General features: G+C 65.2%; 10 protein-coding genes and 1 pseudogene. 2 read left to right on the top strand and 9 right to left on the bottom strand.

The window, feature by feature from the left end:
• Positions 1 to 661 precede the first annotated feature (661 nt).
• The 5 genes and pseudogenes from fbaA to tkt form a co-directional block, all read right to left on the bottom strand.
• Positions 662 to 1681: a class II fructose-bisphosphate aldolase gene (fbaA, locus tag G6N67_RS36590; protein WP_036443088.1), complete on the bottom strand. Its 1020-nt coding sequence runs from the start codon at positions 1679 to 1681 to the stop codon at positions 662 to 664.
• A gap of 14 nt (positions 1682 to 1695) precedes the next feature.
• Positions 1696 to 2169 carry a ribose-5-phosphate isomerase gene (locus G6N67_RS36595; RefSeq protein ID WP_036443085.1) on the bottom strand — a complete coding sequence of 158 codons (474 nt, stop codon included), beginning with the start codon at positions 2167 to 2169 and terminating at the stop codon, positions 1696 to 1698.
• A gap of 13 nt (positions 2170 to 2182) precedes the next feature.
• Positions 2183 to 2884: a ribulose-phosphate 3-epimerase gene (gene rpe / locus G6N67_RS36600; RefSeq protein ID WP_036443082.1), complete on the bottom strand. Its 702-nt coding sequence runs from the start codon at positions 2882 to 2884 to the stop codon at positions 2183 to 2185.
• A gap of 111 nt (positions 2885 to 2995) precedes the next feature.
• A pseudogene (gene tal, locus G6N67_RS36605) lies at positions 2996 to 4108 on the bottom strand (transaldolase); the annotation flags it as partial.
• Positions 4109 to 4210: 102 nt separating this feature from the next.
• Positions 4211 to 6367 (bottom strand): transketolase, encoded by a 2157-nt coding sequence (gene tkt / locus G6N67_RS36610; protein WP_036443079.1) that lies wholly within the window; start codon positions 6365 to 6367, stop codon positions 4211 to 4213.
• 179 nt (positions 6368 to 6546) lie between these two features.
• Here tkt and G6N67_RS36615 point away from each other — a divergent pair, with 179 nt between their 5' ends.
• Positions 6547 to 7854, top strand: coding sequence for a helix-turn-helix transcriptional regulator (locus G6N67_RS36615; RefSeq protein ID WP_051579335.1), 1308 nt, complete (start codon positions 6547 to 6549; stop codon positions 7852 to 7854).
• Positions 7855 to 7884: 30 nt separating this feature from the next.
• Here G6N67_RS36615 and G6N67_RS36620 read toward each other — a convergent pair whose 3' ends face one another.
• The 4 genes from G6N67_RS36620 to hxlB form a co-directional block, all read right to left on the bottom strand.
• Positions 7885 to 8826 carry a glucose-6-phosphate dehydrogenase assembly protein OpcA gene (locus G6N67_RS36620; RefSeq protein ID WP_306666435.1) on the bottom strand — a complete coding sequence of 314 codons (942 nt, stop codon included), beginning with the start codon at positions 8824 to 8826 and terminating at the stop codon, positions 7885 to 7887.
• Positions 8811 to 10367: a glucose-6-phosphate dehydrogenase gene (gene zwf / locus G6N67_RS36625; protein ID WP_051579334.1), complete on the bottom strand. Its 1557-nt coding sequence runs from the start codon at positions 10365 to 10367 to the stop codon at positions 8811 to 8813. Before zwf ends, G6N67_RS36620 begins: the two co-directional genes overlap by 16 nt.
• Positions 10368 to 10491: 124 nt before the next feature.
• The gene (gene hxlA / locus G6N67_RS36630) at positions 10492 to 11115 is read right to left on the bottom strand and encodes a 3-hexulose-6-phosphate synthase (protein WP_036443076.1); all 624 of its coding nucleotides are present in this window, start codon (positions 11113 to 11115) and stop codon (positions 10492 to 10494) included.
• 70 nt (positions 11116 to 11185) lie between these two features.
• Positions 11186 to 11761 carry a 6-phospho-3-hexuloisomerase gene (hxlB, locus tag G6N67_RS36635; RefSeq protein WP_229477369.1) on the bottom strand — a complete coding sequence of 192 codons (576 nt, stop codon included), beginning with the start codon at positions 11759 to 11761 and terminating at the stop codon, positions 11186 to 11188.
• 537 nt (positions 11762 to 12298) lie between these two features.
• On the opposite strand from hxlB, the gene G6N67_RS36640 reads away from it, so the two are divergent.
• Positions 12299 to 12676, top strand: coding sequence for a cupin domain-containing protein (locus G6N67_RS36640; protein ID WP_036443072.1), 378 nt, complete (start codon positions 12299 to 12301; stop codon positions 12674 to 12676).
• Positions 12677 to 12809 lie beyond the last annotated feature (133 nt).

The following is a 12809-nucleotide window of genomic DNA, read 5'->3' on the forward strand; positions in this document are numbered from 1 at the left end:
ATTCCAAGGCAGGATCCATGAACCTCGCCCTTTCTACGGTATTTGGGTCGCATTCTGACCAAAAGTGAAAAGCGCCGAGAGACCGAACGCACCGATGACTTTCAGTGCAGGACAACGGGGTCGCGGCGGAGTTGAGGGCAACACAGCCGCGAGACCGCTTTCCCTTCTGTTTCCCGACAGGAAAACTGTTTCCCGATAAGGAAACAACGTCTGGGTCGATGTGTCAAGGATCACATCGCCGGCAACACCGGAGAACGACCCGGAACAGGCAGTCGCAACGCTCGCCGCGGCACTGCGCAGTGAGGTTCGGCGTACCGCACAGCAAATCTCGACGGCATCAGAGGGCGCAGCCGTCTCCAGCCCCGGCCGCGGCAACGCCGGCGCCGCAACCATCTCTCCTTGGCCACGGTCACCCAGGCGCGGCAATGGAATTCACCAGGAATTGCCCAGCGCAATGCTTGACTCGCATTGTGTTGCACCACAACAGATGTCCGGCCGCCGGCCTATTCAACTGGGAGTCAGCTGCTTTCACGATCTCAACCAGCGTCGCGGGCCCGGCCCGGGCTACGACGAGAATGCCGCGCCCGTGCCGGCGTCTGCGCCACCACGCCGGCCCCGGGGCCGGCAGGACTTGGCCCGTCACGGCCGCTGTCGGACTCGCTCAGAACGTCTTTCCGGCCGAGCCGAGCTGCTGAGTGGCCTCGACGACGCGGGCCGCGAGCCCGGCTTCGGCCAAGGCACCCCAGACCCGCGGATCGTAGGTCTTCTTGTTGCCCACCTCGCCGTCGACCTTCAGCACCCCGTCGTAGTTCGTGAACATGTGGGCCGCCACAGGACGCGTGTACGCGTACTGGGTGTCGGTGTCGATGTTCATCTTGATGGTGCCGTAGGAGACGGCGTCCGCGATCTCCTGATCGCTGGAACCCGAGCCGCCATGGAATACGAGGTCGAACGGGTTGGTCTTGCCGATCTTGGCACCCACCTGCTCCTGGATGTCCTTCAGGATCTCCGGACGCAGCTTGACCCCGCCCGGCTTGTACACGCCGTGCACGTTGCCGAAGGTGAGAGCCGTGATGTACCGCCCGTTTTCGCCCGAGCCGAGTGCGTCGATCGTGGCCAGGGCATCCTCGACCGTTGTGTAGAGCTTGTCGTTGATTGCGTTCTCGACACCGTCTTCCTCGCCGCCGACGGTGCCGATCTCGACCTCGAGGATGATCTTGGCGGCCGCGGTGCGCTCCAGCAGCTCACGGGCGATCCGCAGGTTTTCCTGCAGGGGCTCGGCGGAGCCGTCCCACATGTGCGAGTTGAACAGCGGATCACGGCCGACCTTGACCTCCGCCTCCGACGCGGCGAGCAGTGGCAGTACGAACCCGTCCAGCTTGTCCTTCGGGCAGTGGTCCGTGTGCAGGGCGATGTTGACGCCGTAGTTCTTGGCGACCTCCCGCGCGAAGGCGACGAAGCCCAGTGAACCGGTGACCATGTCCTTGGTGGAGGCACCGGACCAGTAGGCGGCGCCACCGGTGGACACCTGGATGATGCCGTCGGACTCCGCCTCGGCGAAGCCGCGCAGGGCCGCGTTCAGCGTCTGGGAGGACGTGACGTTCACGGCCGGGAACGCGAATCCGCCTGTCTTTGCACGGTCGATCATCTCGGAGTAGATCTCCGGGGTGGCAATGGGCATGCTGACTCCTAGGGTTACTCGACGACCTCGCCGGTGGCTTCGTAGGTCGCGATCTTGCCGATGCGCCGTTCGTGGCGCTCGGCATTGCTGAACGGTTCCGCCAGGAAGGCCTCGATCAGTTCGGTGGCCTCCTCGACGGTGTGCTGGCGGCCACCCACCGCCACCACGTTGGCGTTGTTGTGCTCGCGGGCGAGCCTGGCCGTGTCGAGGTTCCAGGCCAGGGCCGCACGTACCCCCTTGACCTTGTTGGCGGCGATCTGCTCACCGTTGCCCGAACCGCCCAGCACGATCCCCAGGGCATCCCGGCCTGCGGCCTGGTCGGCCACGACCGCGGTCGCGGCGTTGATGCAGAATGCCGGGTAGTCGTCCTCGGCGTCGTAGACCACGGGCCCGTGGTTCACCATCTCGTAGCCCTTGGCCGACAGTGCTTCGATCAGGTGCGAGCTGAGTTCCATGCCGGCGTGGTCGGTTGCGATGTGAACGCGCATGACTGCTGATCCTTCAGACTGGTTGGGGCGCCGAATTTTTGGCGAATACGAGGTGGGCGTTGGCGCGCAGTGATTCGATGGCGTCCGCGGGCGACGGCTTTCCGTACACGGACGATCCGGCCACGAAGATGTTGGCACCGGCCTCCGCGGCGCGGACGATGGTCTCCTCCGTGACGCCGCCGTCGACCTGGATGGCCACGTCCACACCGGAACCGTCGATCGCCGCGCGGGCCCGGCGGATCTTGGGCAGGGTGACGTCCAGGAAAGCCTGGCCGCCGAAGCCCGGCTCCACCGTCATGATCAGGAGCATGTCCAGTTCCGCAAGCATGTCCAGGTACGGTTCCACCGGGGTCGCCGGGCGCAGCGCCATCCCAGCCTTCGATCCCCGCGCCCGCAGTTCGCGGGCGAGCTTGACCGGTGCGTCGGACGCCTCGACGTGGAATGTCACCGAGGCCAGTCCGGCGTCGGCGAACTGAGGAGCCCAGCGGTCCACCTCGGAGATCATCAGGTGGGCGTCCAGCGGTACGGGACTTACCTTTTGCAGCCGCTCCACCACCGGCAGGCCGATGGTCAGATTGGGCACGAAGCGGTTGTCCATGACATCTACGTGCGCGGCATCGGCGTTGCTGATGCGAGCCAGCTCGGCCTCGAGATTGGCGAAGTCGGCCGAGAGGATGCTGGGGTTGATGCAGCATTTCAACGGTGAAGCGGACATGGTGTCTGCCTTTCGGTAGCGGTCAGGACGAGCAGATCAGGATCCTTGACCCGGGATCGCGCCCGCGGGATGGCGGCTGACCCGGTCGGTCCGAACGCGGGCTCCGGAGCCCTTCCGTGCAGTTTGGAGGGCACCTTCGACATCGGCCAGCAGTTCCTTCCAGCTGGCGACGAACTTCTCCAGGCCTTCGGATTCCAGCTGTGCGACGACATCGTCGTATGAGATCCCAAGACCTTCAATGGCATTGAGCACGGCTTTGGCTTCTTCGTACCGACCGGTGATGGTGTCACCGGTGACCACACCGTGGTCGAACGTGGCGTCCAGGGTCTTCTCGGGCATGGTGTTCACCACGTCGGCGGCCACGAGTTCGGTGACGTACAGGGTGTCGGGGTAGGCGGGATCCTTCACACCGGTGGAGGCCCACAGGGGACGCTGCGGGAGCGCACCGGCCTCTGCCAGCGCCGCCCAGCGCTCGGTCGCGAAGAGCTCCTCGTAGGCCTGGTAGGCAAGGCGGGCGTTGGCCACGGCGGCCTTGCCCTTGAGGGCCAGGGCTTCGTCGGTGCCGACGGCGTCGAGCCGCTTGTCGATTTCGGTGTCGACCCGTGAGACGAAGAAGGACGCGACCGAGTGGATCGCCAACAGGTCGTGGCCGTTGTCCCTGGCCTGCTCGAGGCCGGACTGGAAGGCGTTGATCACGGCGCGATAGCGCTCCAGGGAGAAGATCAGGGTGACGTTGACACTGATGCCCCCGGCCAGTGTCTCGGTGATGGCTTCCAATCCCTCACGGGTGGCCGGGATCTTGATCAGGACGTTGTCCTTCGCCACCTTCTTGTACAGGTTCTTCGCCTCCGCGATGGTCCCGGCGGTGTCCCAGGCCAAGCGGGGGTCGACCTCGATGGAGACCCGGCCGTCGACGCCCTTGGTGGCCGCGGCGATCGGGGCGAACAGATCACACGCGTCGGCCACGTCGGCGGTGGTGATCTCGAAGATCGTCTCTTCGACGTCGGCGCCCCGCGCGGCGAGCTCGGCGATCTTGGCGTCGTAGTCGTGCCCGGTGGTGATCGCGGCCTGGAAGATCGACGGGTTGGTGGTGACACCCACGACGCTCTTCTCGTCGATCAGCTTCTGCAGCGAACCACTCTGCAAGCGGCCGCGGGAGAGGTCGTCGAGCCAGATCGAGACGCCGGCGTCCGAAAGTTGTGCGGTGGGGGTGGCGTTGGACATCGCTTCTGCTCCTTCGAATTATGTTGACTGGCTTGCGGTCAGCGCCGCGGGACGGCCATCGGGCCGTCCCGCGGCGTGCCGGCCGCCGTGTGGTTTGGGGGTTTAGTTGCCTGCCGCGGTGATGGAGTCCTTGGCGGCGGCGACGACCGCGTCTGCGGTGATGCCGAACTCCTGGAACAGGCGCTTGTAATCCGCCGATGCCCCGAAGTGCTCAAGGCTGACCGAACGTCCGGCGTCGCCGACGAACTCCTTCCAGCCCAGGGCCAATCCGGCCTCGACCGAGACACGGGCCGTCACGGCGGCAGGAAGCACGGACTCGCGGTAGGCGGCGTCCTGCTTGTTGAACCATTCGACGCACGGCATGGAGATCACGCGGGTGGGGATGCCTTCGGCCTGGAGCGCTTCTCGGGCCTGGACCGCCAGCTGGACCTCGGAGCCGGTGGCGATCAGCAGCACCTGGGCCGGCACGGTGGCGCCGTCCCGGGAAGCCTCGGCCAGCACGTAACCACCTTTCGCCACCCCGGCCGCGGATGCGAACGTGTCACCCTCGGCTGCGCCTTCGCCACGGGCAAAGGTCGGGATGTTCTGCCGGGTCAGCACGATCCCTGCCGGGTTCTCGTGGTTCTCCAGGATGGTCTTCCACGCGATGCCGACCTCGTTGGCGTCGCCGGGACGCACTACGTCCAGGCCGGGGATCGCACGCAGGGTCGAAAGCTGTTCCACGGGCTGGTGGGTCGGGCCATCCTCACCCAGGCCGATGGAGTCGTGCGACCAGACGTAGACAGCCGGCACACCCATCAGCGCGGACAGCCGGATGGCCGGGCGCTGGTAGTCACTGAAGATCAGGAACGTGCCGGAGAAAGCGCGCGTGGGACCGTGCAGCGAGATTCCGTTGACGATCGACGCGGCAGCGTGCTCACGGATGCCGAAGTGAAGAACCCGTCCGTACGGGTTGCCTTTCCACGCATTCGTCGAACGGGAGACCGGAATGAACGACGGTGATCCCTCGATGGTCGTGTTGTTCGACTCGGCCAGGTCGGCCGAACCGCCCCAGAGTTCGGGGAGGACCGGACCGAGCGCGTTGAGAACCTTGCCGGATGCCGCACGCGTCGAGACGTCCTTGCCCGCTTCGAAAACCGGTAGGACGGCGTCGACACCGTCGGGAAGCTGCCTGGCCTCGATGCGTCGCAGCAACGCGGCGGCGTCCGGATTGGCGGCCTGCCAGGACTGGAACGACTCGTCCCATTCGCTACGCGCGGCCGCGCCGCGGTCGATTGCCGCACGGGCGTGGGCCAGGATTGCCGGGTCGACGTCGAAGGACTTGGCGGGGTCGAAGCCGAGCACTTCCTTCACCGCCGCGACTTCCTCGGCGCCCAACGCAGAACCGTGGATCTTGCCCGTGTTCTGCTTCTTCGGGGCCGGGTAGCCGATGATGGTGCGCAGCGAAATGATGGACGGCTTCGAGGTTTCCGCCTTCGCGGCCAGCAGAGCCGCGTACAGTTCCTCGACGTCTTCCCGGTACTCACCGGTGCGGGTCCAGTCCACGCGCTGGACGTGCCAGCCATAGGACTCGTAGCGCCCCAGGACGTCCTCGGTGAACGAGATGTCGGTGTCGTCCTCGATCGAGATGTGGTTCTCGTCGTAGACCACGACGAGGTTGCCCAGTTCCTGGTGCCCGGCGAGGGAGGAAGCCTCGGACGTCACACCTTCCTGCAGGTCACCATCGGATGCGATCACCCAGATCGTGTGGTCGAACGGTGAGGTTCCCGGGGCTGCGTCCGGGTCGAGCAGCCCGCGCATCCGGCGCTGCGAGTACGCGAATCCGACCGACGACGCGAGACCCTGACCCAGCGGGCCGGTGGTGATCTCCACGCCCTTGGTGTGCTTGTACTCCGGATGGCCGGGCGTCAGAGAACCCCAGGTGCGGAAGGACTTCAGATCCTCCAGCTCCAGCCCGTAACCGGCAAGGAACAGCTGGATGTACAGCGTCAGCGACGAATGGCCCGGCGAGAGGATGAACCGGTCACGGCCCACCCAGTCAGGGTCGCGGGGGTCGTGGCGCATCAGCTTCTGGAACAACAGGTACGCCGCCGGAGCCAGGCTCATCGCCGTACCCGGATGACCGTTGCCGACCTTCTCCACCGCATCCGCGGCCAGCACCCGGACGGTGTCCACGGCACGCTGGTCCTCGGTTGTCCAGTTCAACACCGACGGTGTCGAATTGGGCTCGGCAAGGATCGCATCTGCTGTCTGAGTCACGATTTCTCCCCTTCGGTTCATCGGCCTCTGGCGGCCGCACGGATGCTTCTGATTGGTTGGACGAGCGCCTTGACATCGATGATCGCGAACCAAATGGGCAGGGGTAATACTGTTTTCTGACGGTTCTGACTACCCTTTAGGACTGGTCGAACACATCCACTGCCGTTAGACTCCGTAGAATGAGCGGAACCATCAATCAGCCCGTGAAGGAAGCCGCCGCGCCCCCCACCGACCTGCCATGGCCGCTTTTGCACGCCGTCGCGGCACTGGCGCAAGCCCCGTTGGTCCAGATCGCGGAGCAATTGCGCGCTGCCACACTCCCCTACCTGAGAAGCAGCGCGCTCGTGATCTTCACGGAAGACTGCACGGGGCGTCCACAGAAGAAGGCGGGGGCCGAAGAGATCATTTCCCGGGTCTCCATCGCCGAGCTGGACGCGCTGCGCGCAACCCTTTCGGATGAGGCACCGTGGTTCGGCGAAGCCGAACTCGCCGGCCGTCCTCGTCCCGCACTCGCCGTGAAGCACGCACCCAGCGGAGCCCTCCTCGTCCTGACGGATCCACACCCGTCGGATCCAGAGCACAACGCCGGGCTGGACTTGGTGACGTACCTGTGGCGCATAGCTGCCGAGCGGATTCGGGAGAAGGTGGTCGATGCGCCGCCGTCGTATCTGCTGGAATCGCGGGCCGCCTCGGCGGAGCGCGTCCGCGTGACCGCGGAACTGACCGATCTGCACTCCACGACCCTCGAAACAATGCTGGCCGCCCTGCGCTCGTCCTCCTTGGACGACGCGTCGGCCCGCGCCACCGTGACCGACCTGGCCGTCAAGGCCTTGGTCGGGCTCAGAACTCTCAGCGACCGCACGACCGACCTGGTGGAGGTGCCCGTCGCGATTGCCTTCGAGCGTTTACGCGAGGATCTGCGCCCGCTCACGCGATTCAGCGGCCTTGAGATCGAGTTCATCGAGCCACCTCAGAACGGAAGGGCCCTGCCCGGCGAGGTTGCGCACGCAGGACGTGCCATCGTCCGCGGGCTCGTGCTGGCCATGACCGAACAGCCCGACGTCAGCAGGGTGCGCACGCAATGGGACTGCGACGGCGAAAACCTGCTGATCAATGTGCGCGACGACGGCCGTGGCGTGCTCGACGCCGACTCGCCGAGCATCGGCCGGCTGGACCGCCGGGTCCAGGCGCTCGCCGGGCAGTTGCGGATCGACGTCATGCCGGGCTGGGGTGTCGACGTCTTCGTCACGCTCCCCCTCGATCTGCCGGCACGACCGGCCGGGGATGTCGCCGGATGGGATCTTGCCGCCCGCGAACTCGAGGTGCTCCAGCACCTTGTCGCCGGACACCGCAACCGGACGATCGCGTCATCGCTGGGGATCAGCGAAAACACGGTCAAGTTCCACGTGCGGAACTTGTTCAGGAAACTCGACGTGGGCTCGCGCACCGAGGCCATCGCACTGGCACACAGCCACGGACTTCGGTGACGGTGTACCGCCCCGGGCCGGGCCGGTGCGTCACGCAACGTGTTGGTGCACGCTGAAAGTGCCGATACTGCAAACGGTCTCGCCGAAGACTTCATCGGGGTCCAGCCGGCGGAGTTCTTCGGCCAGGCAGTCCTTGAGGGTGCGGCGCGGCAGAGAGATCCGCTGGGTGGGCTGTCCCGGCTGCGTCAGTTCGGCAACCGAGCGATCCGGCCGGGACAACACGACATCGCCGGTGTCACGACGTAGGCGGACACTGCGGATACCGGTCCCCGCCCGCTCGGCCACGACGGTGACGGGAGCCTTCAGGGTCAACTTGAGCCATGCCGCGAGGAGCAGGGTGCTGGCCGAGTCCGAGGCGCCCTCGACGGTGACGGCGGTGACGGGGGAAGCATCGACGTGGTCCAGCGCCGCCGCCAGCTGGATCCGCCAGTTGGTCAGGCGGGTCCAGGCGAGGTCGGTGTCGCCGGCCTTGTAGGTGTTCCGGATGTTCTCCAAAGCCGCCAGCGGTTCGTCCTCGTTCGCCGAGTCGGTGATTCGACGGTGGGCAATGCGTCCGATAGAGGTCTCGCCGGCATTGCGCGGCGCGCCGCGAGGCCACCACGCCACGATCGGCGCATCGGGCAGCAGCAACCCGGCGACCAGGGATTCACTGTCGGTGGCCAGTTCCCCGTAGCCGCGCAGAATGATGACTTCGGAGGCGCCTGCGTCGCCGCCCACTCGAATCTGGGCGTCCAGCCGGTTCGGAGCACACGCCCCTCCGTCGGCGAGAACGATTATGCGGCAAGGGTGTTCGCGGCTGGCCTCATTGGCGGCCTCGATGGCCTCCTCTTCGAGCCCCGAACGTGTGACCACCACGAGCGTGAGCACCCGGCTGAGGGCGATCACGCCGCTCTGCTCACGCAGGGCCATGATCTTCTTGGAGACGTTCGAGGTGGTGGTGTCGGAAAGATCTACGATCACGGCCTTCTCCACGTTCTTCCGTCACGGGCGAGCAGCTCGTCGGCCGAGGCGGGGCCCCAGCTGCCGGGCGCATACGGTTCTGGTTGTTCGTCGAGGCCGGCCCAGTAGTTCTCGAAGGGATCGAGGATCTTCCACGACAATTCGACTTCGGTGTGCCGGGGAAACAGCGGCGGCTCGCCCAGCAGCACGTCCAGGATGAGCCGCTCGTAGGCCTCGGGGCTGGACTCGGTGAAGGCGTGGCCGTAGCCGAAATCCATGGTGACGTCGCGAACCTCGGTCTGGGTGCCCGGCACTTTGGAGCCGAACCGAATGGTGGCCCCCTCGTCGGGTTGCACCCGGATCACGACGGCGTTCTGGCCGAAGTCGTCGTCGCCGTAGTCACGGAACAGCAGGTTGGGTGCGCGTTTGAACACCACGGCAATTTCCGTCACGCGCCGGCCGAGGCGCTTGCCGGCGCGCAGGTAGAACGGCACTCCGGCCCAGCGCCGGGTGTTGATGTCCACGCGGATGGCCGCGTACGTTTCGGTCGTGGAGTGGGGCGGAATGCCTTCTTCTTCAAGGTAACCGACAACCTGCTCGCCGCCCTGCCAGCCACCGGTGAACTGGCCGCGGGCCGAGTGCGTCGACAGGTCGTCGGGCAGTGTGACCGCAGCGAGGATCTTCTCCTTCTCGGCGCGCAGATCATCGGCGTCGAACGAGATCGGTTCCTCCATGGCCGTCAGGGCCAAGAGTTGAAGAAGGTGGTTCTGGATGACGTCGCGGGCCGCGCCGACGCCGTCGTAGTAACCCGCCCGGCCCCCGGTCCCGATGGATTCGGCCATGGTGATCTGAACGTGGTCAACGTAATTGGCGTTCCACAGCGGCTCGAAGAGCTGGTTGGCGAACCGCAGGGCCAGGATGTTCTGGACCGTCTCCTTACCCAGGTAGTGGTCGATCCGGAACACGGCGTCCGGCGGAAACACGGATTCGACGACGTCGTTGAGTTTGCGGGCCGATTCCAGGTCGTGCCCGAACGGCTTCTCGATCACCACCCGGCGCCACCTGTCGCCCGTGGCCTGCGCCAATCCGTGCTCGGACAACTGGCGGCAGACCTGTTCGAAGGCCTTCGGCGGGATCGAAAGGTAGAACGCGTGATTGCCCCGTGTGCCGCGCTGCTCGTCCAGCTCGTCGAGCGTGGCACTCAGCTGTTTGAACGCCCGGTCGTCATCGAACTCGCCACGCACGAACCGGATGCCTTCGGCAAGCTGCGCCCACACGGCCTCGTCGAACGGGGTTCGGGCGTGAGCCGTGACGGACTGCTTGACCTCCGCGGCGAAATCCTCGTCGCCCCAGTCGCGCCGGCCAAAGCCCACGAGGGAAAAGCTCGGCGGCAACAAGCCCCGGTTGGCCAGGTCGTACACGGCCGGCATGAGTTTCTTGCGCGCGAGGTCTCCCGTGACGCCGAAGAGCACCAGTGACGACGGACCGGCGATGCGGTTCAATCGACGGTCGCGCGGATCCCGCAGCGGGTTGTGCCCGGACCTCGCAGGCGGGTCGACGTGGGTAACAGACATGGTGGGGTTTTCCAGCTTTCGACGAGCAGTCATCGACCTCGGGGAACGCATGAGGGTGCCGCCTGGCGAAGTGGCGTCCCGCAGAGTTGAAAGACTCTGCGGGACGCCACCGTTCATCCCAGGGCTACACGATGGCGGCGCGGAGTTCCTTCGCCGCCCGGGCCGGGTCGTCTGCGCCGTAGATGGCGCCGCCCGCGACGGCAACCTCGGCACCAGCCTGCTGGACAGCTGGGATCGTGGCGACCTTGACGCCTCCGGCCACCGAGAAGGGAACGCGAGCTTCCGCACCCGCGGCGAGCAACCCGTTGAGGTCGAAACCGGGCTTGGCCTGCTCGTCCAGGCCGGCGTGCATCTCCACGAACTTGGCACCGAGCGCGCGGACTTCCTTGGCGCGGGTGACCTTGTCTGCCACGCCGATGAGGTCGACGACGACGCCCTTGTTGTGGGCCTTGGCCGCCTTGACGGCGCCTGCGATGGTGGAATCGTCTGCCGCACCGAGGACGGTGACGAGGTCGGCGCCGGCCTTGAACGCGATATCGGCCTCGAGTTCACCGGCGTCCATCGTCTTGAGATCGGCGAAGACGATCTTGTCCGGGTGGGCGTTCTTCACGGCGGTGATGGCGGGCAGCCCTTCGGCCTTGATCAGGGGCGTGCCGAGCTCGATGATGTCCACGTATTCGGCAACCTGGCCGGCCAATTCGAGGGCGGCTTCGGTGGTCAGCAGGTCGATGGCGACTTGGAGCTTCATGGTGTTGTCTTCTTTCTTCGTAGGGAACTGCAGTGACGGTGGAACTGGGTACGGAAGGTTGACGGCCCGGCTATTCGAGGTTGGCGTGCCGCAGCCAGAGTTCTTCGGCCTGAACATCGGTGTTGTCCCATAGCGACTGGAACACGGCCTCGGTGACGACGAAAAGCACTTGCTCGAACAGGGATCCGGCGTACTGGCGGGAAACGCTGGAGCCATGATCGGTCTTCTGCGCGGCGGGAATGATCACCACCGCGTCGGACAGGCGGGCCAGCGGAGAATCCGGATTGGTGGTGAACGCGGCGATGCGCGCACCTGCCTTGGTGGCCGTCTCGGCCGACTTGACAACGCCCGAGGTCGTTCCCGACCCCGAGGCCACCAACAGCAGGTCACCGGAACTGATTGCCGGCGTGGTGGTATCGCCGGCAACATGCACGGTCAGGCCGAAGTGCATCAGCCGCATCGCGAACATCCGCAGGACCAGCCCGCTGCGACCCGCCCCGGCGACGAACACCCGGGTGTGCCGGCACAGGTGGCGTGCGAGTTCGGCCACCTGCTGTTCGTCGACTTTGGCTGCGGTGTCCGCGATCTCGTCCCGGACGAGGGGCAGGTTGCGCTTAATGTCATCGACACTTGTCTTCAAACTCAAGATGGTCCCCTTCGATTCGGCCATCAGGCCTCAGCGGCCGAACGGATGTTTTCTGGTTGACAGCCATGCTTCCGAAGCAAACGGGTTGAGGTAACACTGTTTTCTGACGGTTCTGACTACCCTTTAGGATTGGTCGGACATCTCCCGCCCACCCATCCGGTGGGCCGGATGGTCATCGCACCGGGCTGCGGCCGGTGTTCGATTCGCGATCACATCGACGACCAAAAAATCCTTCTTGAACGGTTGACATGAACGCCTGTCCATGTCAGTGTTTCGTAGGAAAGCAAACGTGATGGGCATCACATCAGGCTCAATGGGAACACGTTCGACAGTCTTCCGGGAATCAACGTTCTCGGCTCTTGACACGATTCCTCGCCGAGCGAGTACTCAATTTGCTGATGCGGTCTCCATCGCAGTCGCTTTTGCGACCTCTGCACAAATATTGCTGCGGAAATCCGCACCCAATCTCAAGCGCCCGGACTGAACCAAACAGTTCGGCTGATGTAGTTGTTTCCGTTAACACATATAGGAGAAATCATGACAACTCTCGTAGGAACCCTCAGCAAGGCCGGGGCCATCCACAAAGTGGAAAACGGCTTCGTCGGGTTGCCGGACATGAACACCCCCGGAACCGACGCCGCCATCGGCGACGCCCTCCACAACCCCGAAGGCACCGTCATGAGCGCCGGCTTCTTCGAACTCAAGAAGTCCCAACCCCTCATCTACACCTACACCTACGACGAAATGAAGCTCGTCGTCAAAGGCGAATTCATCCTCACCGACCAAGACACCGGCGAAGTCACCCACGCCAAAGAACGCGACGTCCTGTTCTTCCCCAAAGGCACCACCGTCAAATTCGAAACCCCCGAATACGGCCTCGGATTCTTCGCAGGCGACCGCACCTTCGCCCCCTGAGATCTTCACCGCGCACCGGCCGGACACCCGGCCCTGGCGTCGTCACGGAAATGGCAATCGCAGAGTTGCTGCCGTGATGCACAGCTCAGTTCAGACCTTGGGATATCTACCCCTCGAACAATTTACGAATAGG

Source organism: Mycolicibacterium mageritense (genome assembly GCF_010727475.1).
Classification (GTDB): domain Bacteria; phylum Actinomycetota; class Actinomycetes; order Mycobacteriales; family Mycobacteriaceae; genus Mycobacterium; species Mycobacterium mageritense.

Excerpts from the sequence above, each read along its gene's own strand:
- fbaA (WP_036443088.1), bottom strand. The coding sequence starts at position 1,681 with ATGCCCATTGCCACCCCGGAGATCTACTCCGAGATGATCGACCGTGCA.
- G6N67_RS36595 (WP_036443085.1), bottom strand. The coding sequence starts at position 2,169 with ATGCGCGTTCACATCGCAACCGACCACGCCGGCATGGAACTCAGCTCG.
- rpe (WP_036443082.1), bottom strand. The coding sequence starts at position 2,884 with ATGTCCGCTTCACCGTTGAAATGCTGCATCAACCCCAGCATCCTCTCG.
- G6N67_RS36615 (WP_051579335.1), top strand. The coding sequence starts at position 6,547 with ATGAGCGGAACCATCAATCAGCCCGTGAAGGAAGCCGCCGCGCCCCCC.
- zwf (WP_051579334.1), bottom strand. The coding sequence starts at position 10,367 with ATGTCTGTTACCCACGTCGACCCGCCTGCGAGGTCCGGGCACAACCCG.
- hxlA (WP_036443076.1), bottom strand. The coding sequence starts at position 11,115 with ATGAAGCTCCAAGTCGCCATCGACCTGCTGACCACCGAAGCCGCCCTC.
- G6N67_RS36640 (WP_036443072.1), top strand. The coding sequence starts at position 12,299 with ATGACAACTCTCGTAGGAACCCTCAGCAAGGCCGGGGCCATCCACAAA.